At 33.8% G+C, this 23971-nt stretch carries 22 protein-coding genes; 8 read left to right on the forward strand and 14 right to left on the reverse strand.

What is annotated here, in order from left to right:
* Positions 1-48: 48 nt before the first annotated feature.
* The 4 genes from IGJ02_RS15765 (at position 49) to IGJ02_RS15780 (ending at position 4178) form a co-directional block, all read left to right on the forward strand.
* A complete protein-coding gene (locus tag IGJ02_RS15765; protein WP_430602679.1) occupies positions 49-1149 on the forward strand; it encodes a helix-turn-helix domain-containing protein in 1101 nt (366 codons plus the stop codon).
* 12 nt (positions 1150-1161) lie between these two features.
* Entirely contained in the window at positions 1162-2031 is an 870-nt protein-coding gene (locus tag IGJ02_RS15770) for a helix-turn-helix domain-containing protein (protein WP_430602680.1), read from the forward strand.
* A gap of 93 nt (positions 2032-2124) precedes the next feature.
* Positions 2125-3345: an MFS transporter gene (locus tag IGJ02_RS15775; RefSeq protein WP_430602681.1), complete on the forward strand. Its 1221-nt coding sequence runs from the start codon at positions 2125-2127 to the stop codon at positions 3343-3345.
* A complete protein-coding gene (locus IGJ02_RS15780) occupies positions 3345-4178 on the forward strand; it encodes an alpha/beta hydrolase (protein WP_430602682.1) in 834 nt (277 codons plus the stop codon). Before IGJ02_RS15775 ends, IGJ02_RS15780 begins: the two co-directional genes overlap by 1 nt.
* Before the next feature lie 268 nt (positions 4179-4446).
* Here IGJ02_RS15780 and IGJ02_RS15785 read toward each other — a convergent pair whose 3' ends face one another.
* Complete coding sequence (locus IGJ02_RS15785) at positions 4447-4761, reverse strand: helix-turn-helix domain-containing protein (protein WP_010763472.1); 315 nt, start codon at positions 4759-4761, stop codon at positions 4447-4449.
* A gap of 166 nt (positions 4762-4927) precedes the next feature.
* Here IGJ02_RS15785 and IGJ02_RS15790 point away from each other — a divergent pair, with 166 nt between their 5' ends.
* Positions 4928-5236 carry a hypothetical protein gene (locus IGJ02_RS15790; RefSeq protein ID WP_430602683.1) on the forward strand — a complete coding sequence of 103 codons (309 nt, stop codon included), beginning with the start codon at positions 4928-4930 and terminating at the stop codon, positions 5234-5236.
* A gap of 514 nt (positions 5237-5750) precedes the next feature.
* Here the strand turns inward: IGJ02_RS15790 and IGJ02_RS15795 are convergent.
* From IGJ02_RS15795 to rplM, 6 genes are all read right to left on the reverse strand, one after another.
* On the reverse strand, positions 5751-7214 hold the full coding sequence (locus tag IGJ02_RS15795; RefSeq protein ID WP_430604137.1) for an FRG domain-containing protein: 1464 nt from the start codon (positions 7212-7214) through the stop codon (positions 5751-5753).
* Positions 7215-7401: 187 nt separating this feature from the next.
* Positions 7402-8322, reverse strand: coding sequence for a hypothetical protein (locus IGJ02_RS15800; RefSeq protein WP_430602684.1), 921 nt, complete (start codon positions 8320-8322; stop codon positions 7402-7404).
* A 22-nt stretch (positions 8323-8344) separates the two neighbouring features.
* Positions 8345-9724 carry a nucleotide-binding domain-containing protein gene (locus IGJ02_RS15805; RefSeq protein WP_430604138.1) on the reverse strand — a complete coding sequence of 460 codons (1380 nt, stop codon included), beginning with the start codon at positions 9722-9724 and terminating at the stop codon, positions 8345-8347.
* A 28-nt stretch (positions 9725-9752) separates the two neighbouring features.
* Positions 9753-11273 carry a reverse transcriptase domain-containing protein gene (locus tag IGJ02_RS15810; RefSeq protein ID WP_430602685.1) on the reverse strand — a complete coding sequence of 507 codons (1521 nt, stop codon included), beginning with the start codon at positions 11271-11273 and terminating at the stop codon, positions 9753-9755.
* A 276-nt stretch (positions 11274-11549) separates the two neighbouring features.
* Positions 11550-11942 (reverse strand): 30S ribosomal protein S9, encoded by a 393-nt coding sequence (gene rpsI, locus IGJ02_RS15815; protein WP_010762225.1) that lies wholly within the window; start codon positions 11940-11942, stop codon positions 11550-11552.
* A gap of 13 nt (positions 11943-11955) precedes the next feature.
* A complete protein-coding gene (gene rplM, locus IGJ02_RS15820) occupies positions 11956-12402 on the reverse strand; it encodes a 50S ribosomal protein L13 (protein ID WP_303393681.1) in 447 nt (148 codons plus the stop codon).
* A 364-nt stretch (positions 12403-12766) separates the two neighbouring features.
* On the opposite strand from rplM, the gene IGJ02_RS15825 reads away from it, so the two are divergent.
* Together IGJ02_RS15825 and argH are read left to right on the forward strand one after the other, a co-directional pair.
* On the forward strand, positions 12767-13969 hold the full coding sequence (locus IGJ02_RS15825) for an argininosuccinate synthase (protein ID WP_430602686.1): 1203 nt from the start codon (positions 12767-12769) through the stop codon (positions 13967-13969).
* A gap of 290 nt (positions 13970-14259) precedes the next feature.
* Positions 14260-15645 (forward strand): argininosuccinate lyase, encoded by a 1386-nt coding sequence (argH, locus tag IGJ02_RS15830; protein WP_430602687.1) that lies wholly within the window; start codon positions 14260-14262, stop codon positions 15643-15645.
* Positions 15646-15697: 52 nt separating this feature from the next.
* Here argH and IGJ02_RS15835 read toward each other — a convergent pair whose 3' ends face one another.
* The 3 genes from IGJ02_RS15835 to IGJ02_RS15845 all read right to left on the reverse strand — a co-directional run bounded on the left by IGJ02_RS15835 (position 15698) and on the right by IGJ02_RS15845 (position 18635).
* Complete coding sequence (locus tag IGJ02_RS15835) at positions 15698-16186, reverse strand: Dps family protein (RefSeq protein ID WP_010762221.1); 489 nt, start codon at positions 16184-16186, stop codon at positions 15698-15700.
* 120 nt (positions 16187-16306) lie between these two features.
* Complete coding sequence (locus tag IGJ02_RS15840) at positions 16307-17044, reverse strand: DUF5105 domain-containing protein (RefSeq protein ID WP_430602688.1); 738 nt, start codon at positions 17042-17044, stop codon at positions 16307-16309.
* A gap of 61 nt (positions 17045-17105) precedes the next feature.
* A complete protein-coding gene (locus IGJ02_RS15845; RefSeq protein WP_430602689.1) occupies positions 17106-18635 on the reverse strand; it encodes a gluconokinase in 1530 nt (509 codons plus the stop codon).
* Between the two features lie 101 nt (positions 18636-18736).
* Between IGJ02_RS15845 and IGJ02_RS15850 the strand changes: the two genes are divergently transcribed.
* A complete protein-coding gene (locus tag IGJ02_RS15850) occupies positions 18737-19426 on the forward strand; it encodes a prepilin peptidase (protein WP_430602690.1) in 690 nt (229 codons plus the stop codon).
* 987 nt (positions 19427-20413) lie between these two features.
* Here the strand turns inward: IGJ02_RS15850 and IGJ02_RS15855 are convergent.
* From IGJ02_RS15855 to IGJ02_RS15870, 4 genes are read right to left on the reverse strand one after another with little or no spacing between them, the layout of a single operon-like run.
* Positions 20414-20818 carry a thioredoxin family protein gene (locus IGJ02_RS15855; RefSeq protein ID WP_430602691.1) on the reverse strand — a complete coding sequence of 135 codons (405 nt, stop codon included), beginning with the start codon at positions 20816-20818 and terminating at the stop codon, positions 20414-20416.
* Complete coding sequence (locus IGJ02_RS15860; RefSeq protein WP_430602692.1) at positions 20815-22863, reverse strand: ATP-binding cassette domain-containing protein; 2049 nt, start codon at positions 22861-22863, stop codon at positions 20815-20817. Before IGJ02_RS15860 ends, IGJ02_RS15855 begins: the two co-directional genes overlap by 4 nt.
* A gap of 19 nt (positions 22864-22882) precedes the next feature.
* A complete protein-coding gene (locus tag IGJ02_RS15865) occupies positions 22883-23428 on the reverse strand; it encodes a hypothetical protein (protein WP_430602693.1) in 546 nt (181 codons plus the stop codon).
* A gap of 27 nt (positions 23429-23455) precedes the next feature.
* Positions 23456-23971 (reverse strand): thioredoxin family protein, encoded by a 516-nt coding sequence (locus IGJ02_RS15870; protein ID WP_010762213.1) that lies wholly within the window; start codon positions 23969-23971, stop codon positions 23456-23458.

The raw sequence follows: 23971 nt of genomic DNA on the forward strand, positions 1-23971 counted from the left end.
GTATAATTTTATGATTAATGGTATTTTTATATCAAAGGAGCTGAAAAAATGATAGCGCTTATAAAATTTTTGAATCATCTATCCGATATCGCTATTTTTTCTTATATTGTTGTGGATAAAGCAAATGGACAGATCAGTCATCAGAAGAATCTTACGAATCATCAGTTGACAGATAAACAAATTCAACGAATGATCACGCAAACAAGTATCATTCATAATTACTATTTCAAAGAACAAAAGTTGCTATTATTCGCTTACGATACCGATGAATTAAATCAATTGGTCTGTCTATTCATTGATGATGAAGTCGGCAATTTTATTTCTCATAACGATCGATTATTGAAGATTTCTGAAACCATTCATCTATTTATGAAGGAAAAAGAATTCACAGCTAAAGAAGTTCAGTCTCTCAATCAAAATATTCTCTACCTAAGAGAAACGATTATTGACAAAGTGCTAAGCGAGCAAATCGAACAACAACTTTATCATCACGACTTCGAAAGCGAAGAGGCTATGTTTATCGAAGTCATGAACGGCAATGAAGAAGGATTAAAAAGATACTATTACGCTTTTCAAAAAAATAGCCAGACTGGCATACTTTCAACTGAATCAGAATTGAGGAATCAAAAAAACATCCTAATTGTAGCCGTAGCGGTTTCCACAAGATATGCGATTAAAGGCGGCGTTCCGTATGAACGAGCGTATACTTTAAGCGACAACTTGATTCAAGACATTGAACGAAAAAATCACTTTCATGGAGCCCAACCGCCCGTATTAGAAATACTCCTATTATTTTGTAAAGAGGTACGTAAATACAACTATATCAAGTACTCTACCACTGTCAAAAAAACATGTGAGTTCATCCATAAAAATATCTACTCGAATTTATCTGTCCCAATGATTGCGGCTTACACCAATTACTCTGTCCCTCATTTATCTAAATTGTTTAAAAAAGAAGTAGGACTTTCACTCAATCAATACGTGATGAAACAAAAAATAGAAGAAAGCAAACGACTATTGGAATTTAAACAGTACGATTTAAATATGATCAGTTCCTTGCTTCAATTTAATGATGCAAGTTATTTTATCAAAGTATTCAAAAAATATGAACATATGACTCCAAAGAGCTATTGGCATGAAAAAAATTAAAGAGGTGCAATTATGGTTTTTGAGCATGAATTTATTGAATATACACACGAATTGATCCCCGTCAATTGGATTATTCATGGCGCGGATCATTCAGCAGGAACGGTGTTACCTCATTGGCATACTTCTTTTGAAATCTCCTACACTTATTCTGGAAAAATCGAAAACTATACGATCAATAATGTGACATATCAAACAGAACCTGGCACCATTTTATTCATTAATTCAGCAGAGGTTCACGGTGCTGTTTCCAGTTATTGCGCTGATCTAGAAGCATTGACGATCCAGATTCCTTATGAGTTTTTAAGTAAGCTGATTCCTAACTTTGAGTATATGCGTTTTGATCATCTACCTTCAGGAAAACTTGCACAACTCAATCAATTACGGGAAGTTCTCAGTCAATTTTATCATCTGGTCAGACGGGAACCGGAAGCGTTTTTAGAGCTGCAATTGATCCGTTTAACTTACGAATTAATCTATTTAATGGCAAAAGATTGGATGCACCGCGAAAAAATGCCGATCAATTCTAATGTCTATCAGCAACATTTAGGTCAAATACAGCCAATCATCTCTTTCATTCAAAAAAATTATCAGCAAGAATTATCTGTCGGGAGCCTAGCTGATCATTTTCACGTATCGACAAATTACTTAAGTAAACTTTTTAAGAAAAGTCTTGGATTAAGTGTTATGAAATACGTCCAGTTGGTTCGAATCAATCGAGGACAAGAACTATTACTTCATAGTGACAAACCAATTCATGTGATTTCTGATATCGTTGGGTTCCCCAATGAGAAATCATTCAGAAGAACCTTCGAAGATGTTTTTCATCAAACACCAAAAAAATATCAATTGGACTATCGAAAAAAACAAAATGGCAGAAAATGACCTTTTTTCCGATAGCTTCCGCCCTTTTTAATGAGTAAATTCGTGATATCCTTTCCTTGTAATCGATTACAATAACCTTTCGGAGGAGCTATCATGAATAAAAACAGCTTTTTATTTAAAGCATCATTACTGTCTATCTCATTAGTTTTAGTAGCGGGACCCGCTGTTTCATCACTTATCCCTTTGATGCAGCAGTCTTTTCCAGATAAAAGTACCTCGTCAATTGAACTCATTGCCACGATTCCTAACTTTGGGATTTTAATTTTTGTTTTGTTAAGCAATATTTTTGTTAAATTTCTAGGCAAGAAAAAGACGGTTTTATTAGGGCTCATCCTTGCGTTGATCTCTGGCCTTATTCCTGTTTTTATAGAAAATTATACAGTTATCTTAGCCTCACGCTTTATGTTTGGAGCAGGAGTCGGTTTATTTAATGCCCTTGCCGTAAGTTTAATTACTGAACTTTATTCTGGGGATGAGCAGGCCAGTTTAATGGGGCTTCAAGGAGCAATGGGGTCGATTGGCAGCACTGTGATGACCTTATTAGTTGGCTACTTTACTAAATTTGGTTGGCAGAATTCTTTTTTAGTTTACGCAATTACCGTTTTACCATTAGCATTATTCGCTCTTTTTGTGACCTTACCTGCAGCGGAAAAACTAGACGGTCCAACCGCTAACACTAAAAAAGAAAAAGAAAGTATCAACGGAGCGACCATCGGCTTAATGCTTTTCGCTTTAATTGTATACGCTTTATTTTTTGTGATCATGTTAAAAACAGCTACTTTACTGGTGGAAACTGGCATTGGCAAACCAGAAACTGCCGCAAGTATTTTAGGCTCCGTTACAATTGTCGGAATTGTTGTCGGTGTTTTCTATGGCAAGATTTTCAAGTGGTTAAAACAGCTGGTATTGCCAATTGGACTATTAGGTATCGGTCTTGGCTTTATCATTATTTTATCCGCCAACTCAGTTGCGATTGTAACCCTTGGTGCTATCGTTTCAGGTTTAGCCTTTAGTTTAGCGGCTCCCTTCATGTTTATGTTAGTTGGGCAAATTGCACCGAAGAATTCCGCTAACTTAGCGACAGGTGTGTTATTAGTCGGGATCAACTTAGGCGTCTTTTTATCTCCCACAATCAATAGTTTTTTAAGTAAAACCTTTGGAATGACAACCGCTTCCGATAGCTTTTTAATGAGTGGAATAGGTCTTATTCTATTAAGTGCATGCTCTTTTATTCTGTTAAGTGTTCAAAAGAAAAAGAATGCACAAACTGCTATACAAGAAGATACGATAAAAATTAGAAAAGAGGATGCATAATGGCTTTAGTACAAGTAAACTTTATCTCGAAAATGTTATCACGCACGGTAACCTTTAACGCAATTATTCCTTTAGATCATATCTCATTTGGAAAAGAAGAAGTGCTCCAACAAAAACCACTAAAAACATTGTATTTATTACACGGCGCCTTTGGCAATTATACAGATTATTTATCTGGCACCCGAATCCAACGCTGGGCTGAAGAGCATAACCTAGCTGTTATCATGCCATCCGGTGAAAATCAATTTTATGTCGATAAACCAAATCGTGGTGAAAACTACGGTGCCTACGTGGCAGATGAACTCGTTGAATTTACGAGAAACATGTTTCCTTTGTCTCATAAAAAAGAAGATACTTTCATCGCAGGACTTTCAATGGGTGGCTACGGTGCTATGATCAACGGATTGAAATACCATGAAACCTTTAGCCATATCGGTGCTTTTTCACCAGGTTTGATGATCGATCAAATTATTGCACGTTCTGAATTATTATCCGTCACAGGTTGGAGTTTAGATTTTTATGACAATGCCTTTGGCGGGATCGATACGATCAAGGATAGTGATAAAGATTATTACTATTTAATCAATCAATTGATCGAAAACAAACAAGACATTCCTAAGATATATCTTCCAATCGGCACAGAAGATTTCTTACTTGAAAGTGTTCGAGGCTTTAAATCATTTGCGGATGAGAAAGAAATTCCACTTACTTATATTGAAGATGAGGGTGGACATGAGTGGGATTTTTGGGATAAATATGTGAAAAATTTCTTGGATTGGTTACCTTTGGATGAAAAAGGAAATTATTTGAGTAGTGGGAATGTGGCGGAATAACGAGGAAGATGAAATAGTAGCATTCACTGCGAAAGAAAAGGCGGAAACAATTTTTAGCGAATTTCAGCTTACTTAGGTATCGTGATTACAGTTTTTCTCACTGGTTAGGTGAGAAAGGCAATAACTAAAAGCAAGTTTCCTCTATCCCCACTCATTCATAGTTGCAACAGAAGTGCAAGAAAACCACTCTATTCGCCGCAGAGTGGTTTTTGTGTTTTATTAAAAAAAGCAAATGCATAACACTATTAATCTTTGATCGAGCATACTATTAAAATGATTTCAACATAGCCAAAATATTTTCTAACTGTTCGCTTTCTAACGATACTAATTTTTTATTAATTTCTTTTAAGTAATAATCTTTCGTCTTTGTTTCATTAAGAAACTCATTTACTGGAACGTCTAAATATTCACAAATAATATACAGCATTTGGATAGAAGGAGTTACACGCTTGTTTTCAATCGAATTAATGTAGTTGTCACTTTGTCCTATTGCTAAACTCATCTCTCGTGCACTAACGTTCTTTTTCAGTCGAAAGTAATTTAATTTTTTTGATATAAAGATTCGTAAATCTGTTTCGTGCATATACCTCTCTCCCTTCGTACATAATTTTACAACATAAAATGCCAAAAATACGAGTTTAAAACATCTATTTCTCTTGTAATTAATTTTTTAAAAGGGTATAATTGTATAAAGGAACATTATAAATGTGTACAGCAATCCATAAAAACAACTATAGGAGGAAAACAAAATGAATGAAGCAACGAAAAAAGAAGTCATTACTACAAAAAATAAGCAACCAATTAAGGAAATTTCGTATCAAGATATGTATCGTTTAAATGATACTATTAATCAGATTGACTCATGGAAAGAAACTCTCTCTGTTCTAAACAATTTTTTTGCGAATAGAGGTATTCCTTTAAATAAGAAAAAAATTATCAAAGAGTTCCATGCTAGTTCTTATATTTTCACAGCATTTTATGAAGATTTTTTAGTGCGTTCAACTACTTTGGAAAAACAGATTGAAGAGTTGAAAGCTAAAAGTAAAGTTAGGATTTAGAAATACTTTTGTATCATTATTTCTGAGTTCAAGGTAATTTCTTACTAAGTTCTACAAATACATCTCATCAAATAAGCATCTCCCGAAAAAAACGAGAGATGCTTGATTTTGAATGATAACAGAATTAACGTTTTGAAAACAGAATTTACTATCAATTAGGAATTTCAATACAGAAAAATCCTTTTATATCAATATTTTACTAATTTGTGATATGGATCGAAATAGATAAAACCTGATGTTTATTGATAGTACTTAAACCAATTTGAACCAGATAGATGTTAGTTGAATACAATTTTCTTGCTAGTTTATCAGTTCATTTTTTGTAGTCATTTCAAATTCCTTTTATTTCTTTGAAATCATATTATGTGATTCATAAATATTTGGTATCCTCTGGTTTAACACAAATCACTTTAAATCAATATTTTAAACAAAAGTAAAATCTTAATAATTGTTAGTAAAACTTGGTCAAGAGGGTCAGATGTATGATCAAAAAACACTCGCCTTTATCTTCATTTTAGTAATATTTACTTTTTAAAAATTTTGCAACTTCTTCAATCTCTGGATAGATAAAACTTTTAGTGATTCCAAAAAGTTCTAACTCTTTCAATAATTTAATCTTGTTTTTTTTTTGGATTTTAAGCACGAATTTTTTTTCGTTCTTATTTAGAATTCTGAAATTATCAACATTATTCTTATGATGAATATTTAGGGAGGGTACTATAAATGCTCCGGATTGCTGTGAAATTCGCCGGTTATCCCTCGTGGAGATCACCACATAATCTGATTTGAATGTATCTTGTTGAATTTCCGGTAAAAATGCTGGTTTTTCCAAACAAACTTCATGTTTTAACCTTTTCACTTCTTTTACATTATTGAATTCATCTAAGCTCTTAGTTTCATCATTTGCAGCCTCAATAATTTTTTCTTTATCAGATAAACTAAAAAAAGCCAACGAACATAAGACCGATATACTATCACTACGGGTGTATTTGATAGACTCTGTATTGAATACTATTAATTCTCCATCAGAATCAAAATTTGTTTCCACAGCAAAATAAAGCGCAACTAGTAAACTATCTGATATATCTATTAATCTTGTTGGTAATCCGTAATGTTGCATTTTTTTTAAAATATTCAAATGTTCATTTCCACATAGTTGATATTCTTCAGGATTTCTGATTAACGACTCCTCACAAAAAATATTCTCATTAGAATAACCTTTTTCAGTCCTATAAATAGACGGAATTAGTTGATAATTAATATCTGAATGTCCTCTAAAAAAAAATTTATTACTATCATTCAATTTTAAGTGATTTAAAACATTTTCTATATCATTAATTGTGGAGCATTCTTGAATTTGAATATACTTCGGGTAATACAAATAGCCGTTATTATACTCTATTTTGTCTAAATCAGAAAAATTTAGTGGATTCTCTGAATTCAAATTAGAACATCCATGTTTTTTGCTTTGTTTCATAATGTAATCATCAATCAGTATCCTGTGATTCTCTTCATGCTTGAGTACTGAAAAAACATATCTAGACTTTGATTCCTGATCCTTTTCTTTATTAACATATAACAAATGTGTCAATATTAATGATTTTTTGTCATCATCATTTAAATCTTCAAAAGTGATCTCACTTTTCTCAAAATCATTATCCAGTGAAAACAATAACGATGGAACATCTTCACTTTTAGCATTTAATAGTTTTCGCAGTATTATTGAAATGGATCCTCTTTTTGAATTTTCATAAGTTAAATCCAGATATTTTCCTCTCAACCTGCTCTTTATCATGTTGTCAGTAACTTGTTTAATATTGACATATTTATCCCTATATAGCTTTTCAAAAAAAATATCTAAATAGCATTTTTTTAGTATGTTACTATTTAGAGCTAGGTCGGATTCTAATGGATCAAAGAAGAAAAAAAACATCGAATCACCCTTTCTATTTTTCAAATTTTTGAAAGAAAAGCTCACTATCAATTAAGAACCTCAATCCAGATAAATCCTTTTATATCAATAACTTAGCAGTTTACGGGATGGATTGAGATGGATAAAATCGGATGTTTATTGATAGTACTTGAACCAATTTGAACTAGAATAGATTATTAGTTGAATACAACTATTTCTTACCAGCTCACCCATTTATCTTTTAACTTCTTGTTTATTTTTTTGAGTACATATTTTTAGAGTCAATTTCAATTATTTGCTTGTATTTATTTCGATTTATTAACTCCCCAGTATTTTCACTCAAAATCTTAGGCGTATGATTAGCAATGGTATCTGCTAGATTATTAGTACCATACTCCACACCAAGAGCTTCTATTTCAGAAGCAGTTGCAAAATGATACTCATCAGAATCTTTATCCATAAGTTTTCTAAATAGTTCTTCCTGTTCATCTGAGAGTTGGACTTCAACAACATCAGCTAAAAGCAACTCATAGATTTTAAAAACATTTCCGAACCCTACATTAGTCATATGACGTCCACAATAATTGTATGATAATTTTCCAAAAGTTTCTTTAGTTAAAATTCCAGTAAAAAATATTTCCTCAACAAACTCTCGACTAAGATCAGTAATTTGTTCTCGGTATGAAGTTTTATTAAATCTTCTAACAAACTTTCTTAATAGTTTATTTTTGACAAGTAGCCTATAATCTCGCTTTGTAATTTTGTCTACTGGTATTCGATCGTCATTTTCGACGGGAATACTATCTCTTAGATAATCAGCTTCCTCTTTATAGAATTTGTATGCACCTCCCACTGGTTGATACTTACCTGAACGAGAATTTTTTACTAAAAAGTATTTCCCATCAACTTTAATTCTAAAAAGATACGCAAAAGAAATTCTTATAATAGTTTCTTTTTGTAATATACCAGCCCTTTTCAATTTCCTTTGTGACGTTTTCCAATTCTCATTATCAGTTAAATCAACAAAACTGTTAAAAAGAGGCTGAATTAACGCCCCAGCAATTAAATTACCTATCATAGATCCTATAGGGATAGCATTTTTCTCACAAAATATCGCACCAATTATGCAAGTTGCTGTTATAAGAAAAATACCACCAGTTTTTACTATTTTCATTTATGCTTTTCTCCTCTACATTTCAACCTTGTCCAATAGGAACATCAACGTGACCTATTCCCACACAAATTCCATTTCTTATTAAGTAGCATTCGATATAATGGGATCCTCTAAAATTTGAAGTTTCTTTTATTTCTTTTCCTCTATCCTTAATTTGTCCACGAATATTATTACGACGCTGGGCTTCCTCACCTATGTTTAACACTTTCCATAAAATTTTTTCGTAAGAAGGACAGTTAGTTTTTTTTATCTTACATGTAATTGAAAACTTATATGGTATAAATTTTTGAACTAAGGGTGCATATTTTTCTAGGTAAACAGAAATCGGCATCATTGAGAAGCCATTACCAGATACTTTGCAATCAATTTCTACTTCATACAGTTCATAGATTGGAAATAAATCATCAATAAACTCCTCTGTATCATCAAATTCTATTAATCGATTGTAATTAATATTCTCTACTAAGTTATGTTCTCCCAATTTTTCCCAATATTCATGATTAAAAAAATTAAACCAAGCAGTTATCGCATCATTATAAGTACATTCTTTTTCAAACAATATATCTAATTCTTTTAAGCTAGATTTGAGTCTATTTTTCCAATTTTTCATTCGTACATAATCTTCTTCACGATTTGTTAATAACCTTCCGTTATCAACAGGAGCTTTCACCTCTAAATAAACTTCAAGTCGATTCATAATGGCATCCATAGTGTAATAAAATATTTCATCTAAACGTGAATAATCTGTAGCAAACTTTTCATCACATAAGATAGTTTGTACTAATCCACTGGGCATATACTTCCAAGAACTCCTCGATTTACAAAACATTTTAGATAACCTGACTACTTTTCTAAAATTAACACCTTTAATTTTTGCTTCTTCATTAAACCACTCTTCTAATGCCTTAATATGTCTAACAGACCAATTAACACCAGCATGTTCATAGGTATATTTATCTTCCAAAACATTTTCCTTATTTCTTTTAAATACCGCAAGGTCAACATGATAGCCTGTAGATATATACTTCAAACGAACACAGCTAGTTTTTACATTGGGAGCTTCAGCAAACTGTTTGGTTTTTCTTTCAAGAGCGTTAGCCACCATATTTCTAGTTGCAAGAGGTCCTAGATCAGCAAGATTTTCTGCATCAAAAACTATTCCAATATCGATATCATAATCATTTTCATCATTTTGTACAATGGTGTGCATTGCCATACTTCCTTGAATTCTTTCTTCTGAAATCTTATAAGTTGTCTTCTTTTCTTCATTATATTCTAGTAATCCATCTTTTAATCGCTTGATATTTAATTTTCTTTTCTTCCTTAATTCATTTTTTTCATTCGCTGATAATATTACTTTTGTGCGGTAAAATTTATCAAAATCTTTAGAACAATCATACACATGCAACAATCCTCTCCAAAGTTTTCAATTACTTAATTATATACTCACGAACAAAATTTATAAATTCAGCATTGACATCAATAATCTTTTTTTCTAACTCAAGATCAAGAGATTTTATCTGAACAAAATGCTGTATTGTAATTATACACTCTCTTAATGTATAGCTATTTTGATGTTTGAGTAAATTAATTAATATTGATAAGAAATCATTTTCTAACTTGTTTAACAATTTCAAGTGTTCATAAATCAGTATAAAAAATGTTGTAAACTGAGATGGATTAAAAAAAATGAATCTATTGTTTGAAATTAATTTATTCAAAGTACTCGGACTTAGAGCTTTCCATTTGTATCCATACATTAGATTATTTATAACTTTAGAAACATGTTCTCCATCAATTGCAATATATTGATCTACTAACTTATGGTACTCAGTCAAATCAATTCCCTTAGTATTATCCAGTTTTTTTAACTTTATTAGAAATGTTTCTAATAATTCAGCATCATTTGTTAATAGTTTATCAACTTTATCAGCAATTAGCTTTTCTGTAGGAAACCTTGATTTACTTTTATTATTTTGCCTGCTGACTTGTTCATCGAAATATGAACCCTCTTCTAATTCTACACTTTTTTCATATTCATTTTTATCAAAAATTTTAGTTTTCGATGTATTCAAATTTAAACCATCACACCATAAATGGTACGTAAATTCATTTAACATATTGTTTATTGTTTTAGTCCACTTACCTTTGGGTAACCTAATAAACATATCATCAACAAATCTTACTCCTTCACAATTTTCTTTCAATAAAATTCTATCCACTTCATTAGAGAAATCGGTTAAATAGAACTGTGACAATGAAGACGAGGCAATTGAATAGTGAAATTGAGGTAAGTGAGTATAATAGTTAGCATTAAAAAACTGTTCTAGATTGTTTATATCATTTTCACATATTTTTGATGGATTTTTTCTCCTAAGCTTGTCAATTAATTTTTTTGAACTAATATTTTTAAAAAAATCCTGAATATCAATAGTTAAAACTTTATTACCAATAAATTCATTTTTTTTATCTTGAAATAGTTCATAGGAGTGGTTAAATTTACTTAGCTCTTTAATCGGCTCTTCTTTTGTAAAAGAAATGATCCCAGAATAATTTATTTGAAGATTTATAGTTGAAAAATCTAATTTAATTCTACCAAAGGTTTTATAGAAATATTTAAAAACATTATACGTGTAATACAAATAATGAGAAGGAGCAATCAAATACATCTCTCTAGTAGTGTAATAATCTTTTTTGTAAATAAAATCTCTTGCACAATTAATTGGATGTTTATCACAAAACACCTGATAGTTACTATGATACGAATGATCTTTTAATGGCTCATTTTCACTATTCTTAAAAAAATTTTTTATAGCTATACATTGAATGTTAAAAGGTTTGGATTTAGACATTTCCAAAACATAATTATAAGACAACGTAAGTAGTTCTTCATTTTTCTCATTAGCTAATGGATACTGCATAGCTAAATAGTTTTTCGAAAAGTGTTTCATATAATACACTCCAATCAACCTTGTAAAATATAAATTAAAGGCAACGTTCACTTTCTTTTTTTACCAGTACAATTCTCAGTTAATAATATTGACTATTACATTTCCCAATACTTTACTTGTATACATCCATATTATACTATTAGTACTACAAAAAAGACACCTTCCAAAAACTGGAAAGTGTCTTGAAACATTCTAATTGACTGGTACTCAATTCCTTGCGAAATCTCCGTCCCATAGTGTATTCGTAAGCGAATAAATTCGCAACGATTCCAATAATTAACGTTTTGAGAATTGTGAAGCTTTACGGGCTTTTTTAAGACCTGGTTTTTTACGTTCTACCATACGGGCATCACGAGTAAGAAGTCCAGCGCGTTTTAAAGCAGCACGGAAATCAGGATCTACTTCTAATAATGCACGAGCGATTCCGTGACGGATCGCACCTGATTGACCAGAGTAGCCTCCACCATTAACGTTTACCATTACATCATAAGCGCCTTTAGTTTCAGTTACGCCAAATGGTTGGTTGATAACTTCACGCAAGTCAGCGTGTGGAATATATTCTTCAACATCTTTTTTGTTTACAGTAATTTTACCAGTACCAGGTACTAAACGTACGCGGGCAACTGCATTTTTACGACGGCCAGTGCCGATATATTGTACTTGAGCCAATGAATTTCCCTCCTTAAATTAGGTTAGTAATATCTAATACTTCTGGTTGTTGTGCAGCATGTGGATGCTCAGCTCCACCGTATACGTTTAACTTAGTAAATTGTTTACGGCCTAAAGTGTTTTTAGGAAGCATACCTTTTACAGAAGTTTCGATTAAACGACGAGAGTTTTTATCGCGTAATTCACCAGCAGTAACAGATTTCAACCCACCTGGGTATTGGCTGTGACGGTAGTAAATTTTATCACTTGCTTTGTTACCAGTTAATTTGATTTTATCAGCATTAATTACAATTACGAAATCTCCAGTATCCACATGTGGTGTGAATGTTGGTTTATTTTTTCCACGTAAGATAGAAGCAACTACAGTTGAAAGACGTCCCATTGGGATATCTGTTGCATCTACTACATACCATTTACGTTCTACTTCGCCAGATTTGGCCATATATGTTGTACGCACGATTCTTTCCTCCAATTTTCTATTCGATGTTTGACATTCACTTGAGTTTCCGGGGCTCATTGTGGGGCAAACAATACCATTTAATATGATACCTTCTATCACTAGTAAAGTCAATGAATTTCTAAGGTTTTCCACTATTTTTCTTCTAATTTTTTACGATTAAAAAGTTTTACTTCTAATTTCAAAATAGAAAACACCTAATTATGCGTAATGTATATTACGCGCCTCCCAAAAATAAAAATGTATATTATTCCCAAAATATTTAATTTTATGTATATTTATTTATAAAAAGTGTTGATTTTTGTATTTTTAAGTGATATGATGAGAACAATCAAAAAAGACAATTAGAAAATAAGGAGTGTTACTCATGAAAGAAAAAGTTGTTTTAGCCTATTCTGGAGGACTAGATACCTCTGTTGCTGTTAAATGGTTAGTGGATGAAGGATACGATGTGATTGCTTGCTGTTTAGACGTCGGTGAAAAGAAAGATTTAGATTTTATCAAAAATAAAGCTTTAGAAGTTGGTGCTTCTGCTTCTTATACGATTGATGCTAAGGAAGAATTTGCACAGGAATTCGCTTTGATTGCATTACAAGGTCATACCTTTTATGAACAATCTTACCCACTAGTATCGGCTTTATCCCGCCCGCTGATTGCTAAGAAATTAGTAGAATTAGCTCACGAAACTGGCGCAACCACAATCGCTCATGGCTGTACAGGAAAAGGGAATGATCAAGTCCGTTTTGAAGTCGCGATCAACGCCCTTGCACCTGAGTTAAATGTGATTGCACCAGTTCGTGAATGGAAATGGTCACGAGAAGAAGAAATCAATTATGCCAAAGAAAAAGGTGTACCTGTCCCTGCGGACTTGGACAATCCTTATTCTGTCGACCAAAACCTTTGGGGCCGTGCCAATGAATGTGGCATTTTAGAAGATCCTTGGGCAACACCTCCTGAAGGTGCATATGAGCTAACTGCTAGCTTAGAAAATGCGCCTGATGAAGCTGATATTATCGAATTAACTTTTGTTGAGGGCGTTCCTACAGCAATCAACGGAAAAGAAATGCTGTTATCCGATTTAATTTTAGACTTGAATGATTTAGCTGGTAAACACGGCATTGGTCGGATCGATCATGTGGAAAATCGTTTGGTTGGGATCAAATCACGTGAAGTCTATGAATGTCCAGCAGCGATCACACTAATGACTGCGCATAAAGAGTTGGAGGACTTGACCTTTGTTCGTGAAGTAGCCCATTTCAAACCAATCATCGAAAACCAATTATCACAAATCATTTATGACGGATTATGGTTTAACCCATTAACCGACGCTTTGATTGCTTTCTTAAAATCTACCCAAAAATACGTAAATGGCATAGTACGGGTAAAACTATTCAAAGGACATGCTATCGTTGAAGGGCGTAAGTCTGAAAACAGTTTATACAACGAAAACTTAGCGACTTATACTTCTGCCGATACCTTTGACCAAGACGCTGCTGTCGGATTTATCAAACTATGGGGGCTTCCAACCAAAGTCAACGCAGAAGTCCAAGCATCGCTACACAAAAAATAATCACTGATACGCTTATTTTTTCTAGGTTGAATCTATACGTGAGTTAACTTTTACAGTGTTGTAAATAAGGTTATCCGATTCACCTATCTTAAATGACTTATCCGAGGAGAATTTCTTTTTGGTCTGCGGATCGAAATAAGGGAATCGATACGTCTTCATTTTAGTCTCAAGAAAACAGAACAAACGGTTGGCACAGAAACCACTACTTCTTATTTTCTCGGAGTAAAACACTTCTGTCCAACCTTATTTCTTATCATAATGAATAATAATACATAAATGAGGTGTACAGCATGGAAAAATTATGGGGTGGACGCTTTGAAGGAAAAAGCGAAGCATGGATCGATGCGTTCGGTGCATCGATTCCTTTTGATCAAAAATTAGCTAAACAAGATATCATCGGAAGTTTAGCCCATGTAAAAATGTTAGCTAAGACAGGGATTTTAACGGCAGATGAAGCCGAACAAATCAGTTCAGGACTTACGACGATTCAAGAAAAACTGTTTGCCGGTGAACTGACATTCAGTATAGAAAATGAAGATATCCATTTAAATATTGAAAAACTGCTCCATGATGAAATCGGTCCAGTTGCAGGAAAATTGCATACAGGCCGTAGTAGAAATGATCAAGTCGCTACAGACATGCATCTTTATTTAAAAGAAATCGTTCAAGAAGTCATTAGCAAGATCCACTTATTCCGCCAAGTTTTAGTCCACAAAGCCGAAGACAATATTGAGACCATTATGCCTGGCTACACCCATTTACAACATGCACAACCGATCTCGTTTGCTCACCATATGATGGCTTATTACGGTATGTTGACACGTGATCAAGAACGTTTTTCTGAAAGTCTGAAGCGAATCGATATTTCCCCCTTAGGCTGTGCAGCACTTGCCGGCACGACTTTTCCAATCGATCGTGCTTATTCAGCTGAATTACTAGGTTTTTCTTCCATTTACGAAAATAGTCTAGACGGCGTAAGTGATCGGGATTTCATTTTAGAATTCCTTAGCAATAGTTCCATTCTAATGATGCATCTTTCCAGATTTTGCGAAGAACTCATTTTATGGTGCAGTCATGAGTTTCAATTTGTTGAACTAACAGATACTTTTTCTACAGGCAGCTCGATCATGCCACAAAAAAAGAATCCAGATATGGCAGAATTGATTCGGGGAAAGTCAGGTCGCGTATATGGCAATTTATTCAGCCTTCTAACGGTTTTAAAAGGATTACCGCTAGCTTATAACAAAGACCTGCAAGAAGACAAAGAGGGCATGTTTGATACGTCTCACACGATTTTGACTAGTTTAGAGATCATGGCTGGGATGGTAGAGACGATGAAACTGAACCAAGAGATCATGGAACAATCCACTGAAAAAGATTTTTCAAATGCAACAGAACTAGCAGATTATCTAGCAAGCAAAGGAATGCCCTTTAGACAAGCTCATGAAGTGGTTGGAAAATTAGTTTTAGATTGTACAAAACAAGGCATTTATTTACAAGATGTTCCATTAGAACAATACCAAAAAATTACTCCTTTGATCCAATCTGATATCTACCAAACCCTATCGTCAAAAACCGCCATTGAGCGTCGACATTCGTATGGCGGAACTGGGTTCGATCAAGTCAAATCCGCAATTGAACGCAGTAAGCGCAAATTAGAAAGCGAAGAAAACTAAAAAATCTTCTGAAAGATAGTATGCTATCTTTCAGAAGATTTAACTTTTTTGATTAACGAGTTTTTGCACGTGAATCTGCATCAATACCAGGTGCTTTACCTAATTTTGCTTGCAACATCCAAATATTTTTCTCGATATCTGTTTTGTTTGCAATAAAAATATCTTGTGTAGAATCGTCGCCTTCTTCACCAGACACTTCAATTCCTTTTTGGTATAAGTCAGCTAAATAACGGTAGCCTTCAACTAATTTTTCCATACGTTCAGGAATTGTACGTTCATATGTGCCGATTTCATCTGAAATACCAGTATGATCAGCAAATTCTTGTAATGTTGAGTAAGGAGCGCCATCTAATGTGATCAAGCGTTCAGAAATAACATCTAACTGATCATTGATTTGGTCCATGTATTCGTCCATTTTAGGGTGTAATGTCAAGAATTCTGGGCCACGCATATACCAGTGAGTTTGGTGGATTACCACTGAAAACTGGCTTAGATCTGCAACTAGTTGGTTCAATACTTCTTTAGTTTGTTCAAATTTCATTATACATCATCCTCCTAAATTTTTATCTATATACAATTGTAGTACGAAATCATGGAAAAGTACACTAAAATCTTCATTTTTATATTATTTCTCATTTAATAATAATTATAAACTAACTCCTTAGTCACTATCAGGTATCGCTATAGTATCCAATGAGTTGATAATTTCTTTGGCAACCTCATTCAATGCTTCCTCTAATTCTTTATTCATCGTATCTATATCTTTTGAACCTGAAATGAATGCCATAAACAAATTAGATACTGCTTTTTTTTGATTATCTGGCACAAACCATTTCCCTTTTTCTTTCTCCAAGTGCAATGTCATTTTAACTGGGTCTGTTTTGATTTTGATTGCTTTGACACGTTCTTCTAAGATAGAAAAAGTTGCTTCTAGTGTTTTTTGTTCGTCCTTCGCTATTTCTGGATCAGCCAAGGTTTCTTTCACTAGCTGCCTCGTCATTTCCTGCATTGCACTTACAAGATCAAGTCCAGTAACATAATAAGTGATTGTTGCTCCGCTTTTTGTTTCATCTATTTGAACGATTTTATAAGTTGTTTTTTGTCTTGCTTGCTGTAAAAGTTCGTTGGTCAACTGATCTGCCTCTTTTTTTGGAACTTTTGCTCCTGTAGAGGATAAGCCTTTGGCAAAATTTTCTTCGAAAGTTTTGCTATTTTCATCTAGCTCTTTACCGACTTGCTCACCATCGCGAAATTCTTTAGCAAATTTATTTTCTTCTTTTTGATAAACCAAACGATCGACAAACAACGCACCCGCATCCTCCGCCGAGATCCCTTTAGATCCACAACTTGTCAGAAAAACTCCTGCTAAAAGCAAAGAGATAATCCATAACTTTTTCATTCCCTTTCCTCCGTTCTCTTACTACTAGTAAAGCAAGTTCAGCCTTATTTGTCAAAAAAATTTATTCTAAATCTGCTCTTAGTTTAGCTAACTGATGATAACTGGCAGATAATTGCTGTTGCGTTGTTATAAACAAAGGATAAACCTGTTGGTAAATTTGATTATTTTTAAAATCTGGCTCGATTGTTTTATAAATTTCTACTTGTTCACTAGCTGTATTTAAATCTGCAATTTTTCCTATACTTTGCCAGCCTAATAAAACAGCACCTAACGCCGAAGCTTCAACACTTTCTGTTAATGAAAGGCGCTGACCTAAAACATCTGCCATCACCTTTTTAAAGACTTCTGAATCAGCAAAACCACCTGTAGCGCGAATTTCTTTCACTGCTCCGCCCAAGTCTTCCAATTCGGTCAAAATCCGCTTCAGGTTCAAACAAATCCCCTCAACAACTGCACGCATCATCAACTTACTATCGTGGTTTCGCTTCAATCCAACAAAACTGCCAGTTGCTTCTGCATTCCATAAAGGTGCGCGCTCTCCTAACAAATACGGCTGAAACAATAATCCTTTAGCACCAACAGGCGTTTCTTTTACAAGATTCATCACAGCATTATATGGATTTTTTTCAGCCGAACGAGCTTCACTCTGAACTTCCGTCAATAAGTTTTCACAAGCCCAATCAAAAATCCCAGCACCATTACTCGTTGCTCCTCCAATCACCCAATGCGTCTCATCTAGCACGCAGCAAAAAGTCTCCGCTTGCGGATGGACTTGAGGTTGATCCACGATATACCTTAAAGCACCACTCGTACCAACAGTCAGTGTAGCCGTTCCTTTTGTCACAGCGCCTAAACCTAAATTAGATAATGGACCATCCGCTCCTCCTAACACAAAAATCGTTTCAGCCGGCAAACCCAGATGCTCTACCCACTTATCTTTTAAATCAGATACTTGATAAGTAGGGGGTACTAGAAACGGCAACTGCTCCACAGAAATACCCATCTCTTCCAAAGCAAGCTGATCCCAAGTCAAGTCATAGATATTCAAAAATCCCGTCCCCGAAGCAGTACTGATATCTGTAATATATCGATCAAATAACTGGTAAAAAATATACTCTTTCATTCCAATAAACTTGTCTGCTTGCTCATAAATATCAGGAAATTCTTCTTTTAGCCAACGAATTTTATGAAACGGCGTCATCGGATGCATTGGCAATCCTGTATTTTGATAAATAGTTTTTCCAAGAGCAGTATCTCTTAGTTCTTCTACATATTTTTCCGCACGATTATCAGCCCACGTAATGACTCTTGTCACAGGCTGATTATTTTTATCCATGACAATCAACCCATGCATCGCAGTAGAAAAAGATACCACCGAAATGTCTAAGGGTCGCACTTTAGTCACTACTTGTTTGATACATGTCACCACTGCTTGGAAAATCTGATCTACATCTTGTTCTGCCATTCCTTCTACTTCTTGAATAAGTGGATAACGAATATAAGCAGATGCTTGAACTACTCCATCTTCCCTAAAAGCAACAGCCTTTGTTTGCGTCGTTCCAATATCTACACCAATTGCTATTTTTTCCATCTTCTCGCCTCAATTCTCACTTTCATTATTCCGAATAAAAAAAGAATTGTCTAGTTAAAAAGCCATTTATTTGCGTATTTTTTTATGAAAGGAGTTTTTATATGCTGATTATTTATTTTATCCTTGGGTGTGTAGTCGGTTCATTTCTTTGTTTAGTCGCAGAACGTGTGCCGATTAACCGATCAATATTTTTCCCAGCCTCACGCTGTTCATTTTGCCAGACTAAATTAAAGAACTTTGAGTTGATCCCGATCATTTCTATTTTATTTCTACAATTTCGCTGTCGTCATTGTAAACAACAGTTGTCTTGTCTTTATCTCTTTAGTGAGGGAATCTGTGGGTTATTATTTGTCTATAATTTCTCTGAAGGAGTCTCTAGTTTCACTATTTATCGTTTGCTTTTTTTGCTGATGGCATTTTCTCTCTCGCTAACTGACATTTACTACTTTGTTGTTGACCCGAAACTTTTTTATAGCTTTTCCCTGTTTCTATGTATTAACCATTTATATTTAGCTCAAATCTTTCATTGGCAATTGGGTTTACTTACTTTTATGAGCCTCTCACTCCTAAATCGATTAGACACATTCTGTTTAGGCGGTGGAGATGTTTTACTCATTAGTATTTGGGGAACTTTATTAGGTCTCCATTCACAATTACTCATGCTTTGTATTGCCAGCAGCAGCGGACTGATTTTTTATATTTTCTCGAACTATATACTAAAGAAAGAAATTTACGAGATTCCATTTGTCCCTTTTCTTAGTTTTGGTTTGTTTTTTGTGTGGATTATGTAAACTATTTCATAAAGACTTGTCCTTCCTTGATTACTACAAAGTAAATGCGTCATCAAAATTTGATGACGCATTTTAAACTATTTTTAGTCTATCCCCAACATACGGCTCCCCATAATACACAAACCCAGCCTGCTTTTACTTCGTTTTTCTCTTGTTTTGTCATTTTTTTCATAGTCGTTCCTCCTTCTTTATTTAACCCCAGCATACGGCTCCCCATAATACGCAAACCCAGCCCGCTTTTACTTCATTTTTCTCTTGTTTTGTCATTTTTTTCATAGTCGTTCCTCCTTCTTTATTTAGCCCCAGCATACGGCTCCCCATAATACACAAACCCAGCCTGCTTTTACTTCATTTTTCTCTTGTTTTGTCATTTTTTTCATAGTCGTTCCTCCTTCTTTATTTAACCCCAGCATACGGCTCCCCATAATACGCAAACCCAGCCCGCTTTTACTTCATTTTTCTCTTGTTTTGTCATTTTTTTCATAGTCGTTCCTCCTTCTTTATTTAACCCCAGCATACGGCTCCCCATAATACGCAAACCCAGCCCGCTTTTACTTCATTTTTCTCTTGTTTTGTCATTTTTTTCATAGTCGTTCCTCCTTCTTTATTTAACCCCAGCATACGGCTCCCCATAATACGCAAACCCAGCCCGCTTTTACTTCATTTTTCTCTTGTTTTGTCATTTTTTTCATAGTCGTTCCTCCTTCTTTATTTAACCCCAGCATACGGCTCCCCATAATACACAGACCCAGCCTGCTTTTACTTCATTCTTCTCTTGTTTTGTCATTTTTTTCATGGTTATTCCTCCTTTTTTATTTAACCCCAGCATACGGCTCCCCATAATACGCAAACCCAGCCTGCTTTTACTTCGTTTTTTTCTTTCATCGTTAATTTTTTCATATTCATTCTCTCCTCTGGTATAGTTATTTTTTATATTTCCAATTCTTTTCACAATAGTATTAAAGTTTTTTTTCTTTGGTTAGTTATTTAAATCGATTCTAAGGTTTCGATTGTTTCTGCTAGTTCCATCACCCCCTCAAAACGCAATACCTCTCCTTTTTTAATAACGATCATTGTAGGTGTTCCGGTGATATTATACTTTTCACTAAATTTTTTTGTTGAGAAGTTATCCCCATCTAAAAAGTATACTTTCTTCTTCGTTGTTTTAATCGCTTCTGTTAATGTAGGTTGAAATACTCGGCAAGCACCACACGAGTCTTGCCCATAATAAACAATCATATCCTGTTTGTCTTTGATTGCTTTCACAACCTCCTGCTCGTTGACACTTATGAACGCTTCTTTCCCTTTTGAAAAAGAAAGTTGAGAAAAACAGAAACTTCCTGCTGCAAACATTGCTAGTATGATTAATATGCCCAATATTTTTTTTCTCATGCCGCACCTCCCTCTTCTAATAAAATAATTTCATCACATTGATTTAACAACTGTTGATCGTGTGTAATTAAAATAACTATCTTATTTTTTGACAATTCTTTGATGATTTGAAGAAACTCTTTCGCCGATTCTTTATCCAAATTTGTAGTAGGTTCATCAAAGATATAAATTGATTTTTCTACTTCTAAAGCTCGAAGTAGTAGTATCTTTTGAATTTGCCCCTGAGATAGATTTCCGCCTTGAGAAAAAACAACATGATTGTCTGGCAAATCAAAGTTAAGACGTTTTTTATAACTTTCAATCATTTTATTAGAATGAGCCATTTTTTCATTCAAATTAAATTGAATATTATTTCCGATTGAGTTTTTGAATACAGACATTTCGGGAAAATAAGCGTTAGTGTACTTGGCAATGTTTGTATGTGATAGCGAAGTAAAGCTATGATCATCTATGCTTACTTCACCGCTGTCCGGTTCTAAAATTCCTAATAATATCTTCGTTAACGTTGTTTTTCCTGAACCATTTCCTCCTGATATTCCTGTCACATGTCCCTTGCGGAAACGCAAATTTAAATTAGACAAAACCGAAGTGTCTTCGTTATATGAAAATGAGATATTCTTCAACTCAATTTTCTCAATATCTTTAGATACCCCAAGCTGTTTCGTTTCTTGATCAACTTCACTACGCTCAATATTATTTTGAATATAGGATACAGCCATTTCACTTTTCTGAACTTTTAACCACGTTTGCACAATTGGCTTTAATTTCGATATCACAATGGAAATAATAAATACACTGAGAATTAATTCTGACATCGATTGATCTTCACCAAAAATATAGGAATAGATAAATAAACCGAATGTACTAAGCATCATACACGAACTAATCAATTCAAATAAAGAATCTATCCTAGCCGACAATTCATAGCTGATCAATTTCTTATCGAAATAATCAGACATTTTATCTAATACTTTCTCTTCTGCGACTTCATCTTTCGTAAATAAACGGATATCTAAAGAGTGACTAACTTGCTCTTCAATTGTGGATGATAAACTATTTGAACTCGTCACTAAAGCTTTTTCAAAATTCTGGATTTTCTCTGCTTCTCTCATCACTAGAACCATGTAAACAACTGACCAAAACATCATCATCACTGCTAAGAATCCATTAATATTGAACAAAATCCCATATAAGAAAACGATGAATACACTATCAAATTTCAAATATAGTTTATGAAGAATTCCTGTCACCGATAAAAGCAAATTCCAGAAGTGCCCCATGATATTATCCATATTTCTCTTTTCGACAAAATTATTGTTTTTTTGCTGGTAATAATCAAACAATACTTTCTGTTGAAATTGATTTTCCAGCGCTGTTTTCAACTGGATATCTTTTTGGTTCACATAGTAGTATCCGCCCATTAATGTCAGGAAAAAGACAACCGATGCGAAAAAGTAAGGTAACGTCATATTTTCCATTTGAAAAATCATAATATATTGCATAAAAAATGTCACACTAAGCGGTAAAATATATTTTAAAACAGTCAGGATAAACAATTCACATCGATCTTTCACTTTGACATTGCCAATAATTTCTTTATACAGCTCTTTGACTCCATTACTTTTTTCCCGATCTATAGTTTTTATTTCCTCAACGCAAATCGCATAGCCCATAAATCGTTCCGTAAAATCTTCAATATCTTCTATCAAAATTTTGGGCTCTGCTGGATCAGAAAATGTGATTGCATTATTTTTGATTGCATGAACAACAATATAATGAGGCAAGCCATCTCGATGTATAACACAAATCAACGGAAATTGTTGTGTTAATAATTCTCGAATATTTGTTACCTGATAAGCCTCGCTGATCACACCATTGTTTTCTAATATCTGTTGGATTTCTAATAAAGATAACCCTTGTTCAATAGTATCTACTTGTTGTTCTACTTCCATCGCAACATTTTTTATTTTTAGCTGCTTGAATAGCGTTTGAATTGTAGCAAGACCACAATCATTGACCATATTTTGCATAGTATGTGCGTACATAGTTTCCCCTCTCACTTTCTTACTCGACAATATCGATATTGCCAAATCCTAATTCGACTTTGATCAACTCATCGGCATTATTTTTAATTGATTTCGGATTTGTTACCTCTCCTTTATTCGTTTCCAGTTCATATCTTCGTTCAAACTCATTAGGAACTTGAACAACTACATTTCCTTTGTTCATCTTGATATTCAGTTCTTTTAACAGCTTAGTGTCTGTAGTCTGAATAGTTACTGTTAATTTCTCCTTACTATTTTTAGCAATACTGACACCTATCTCTGTTGCAAATGAAATCAACATTTTATCTTTCTCTGGTTGGATCTCTTTTAGTTTATCTGCAAAAGAGACAGGCATTTCCCCAGCAACTTGCACCGTATTTGTATCCCCTTTTTTCAAAATAACATTTAAATCTTGACTGATTCCTTTTAACACTACATTAGATACTTGTTCATCCGTCAATGCCCATTCTTTATTTACCTTGGTATTTTCTTCATTCACGTAATTCAGGTAAAAAATACCTGCAATGACTACACCTATCACAAGAATAGCTATCTTTTTTTTCATTTGTTTTTCCTCCATTTTCAGATGTATTTAATTAGTAACTTTTTCCATGTTGTTTTCAATCCATTTTTTTACTTGCTTGATTGAAATGCCTGACTCTGGTGACCACTCAACTTTGCTAACAAGCTTTCCTTGTTCAAATTTTGCTAAAGTAGGAGTATAAAGTAAATCATAGTTTTTTTTGAACGTTTCCCACTCATTTTCCTGTGTCCTCAACTTTGCAACATTTAAATATTTGAGTTGATTTTCAATTTCATATTTTTCAATCAACTCGATCAACTCTGGCTCAAAGGCATTACAGTCTCCACAAGTCGGGCGACCAACGTAGACATAGAAATCCTCTTGTTTCTCAATTTTATTCTTAAAAGATTCCACAGTCATAGCATCGATAAAATCATAAACTTCTGGATAGTTATTTTTTGAAATGATTAACTCTTCTTCTTTTTTCTCCATCTCATTATTTAATGAATATGCCTTTGTAGCTGAGAATAAACTGCTTGCACACAGGACAAGTAAAAGAAGTCCGTAAATAACTTTTTTCTTCAT

Origin of the sequence: Enterococcus sp. DIV0724b (assembly GCF_050531475.1) — a bacterium.
GTDB lineage: Bacteria > Bacillota > Bacilli > Lactobacillales > Enterococcaceae > Enterococcus_L > Enterococcus_L haemoperoxidus.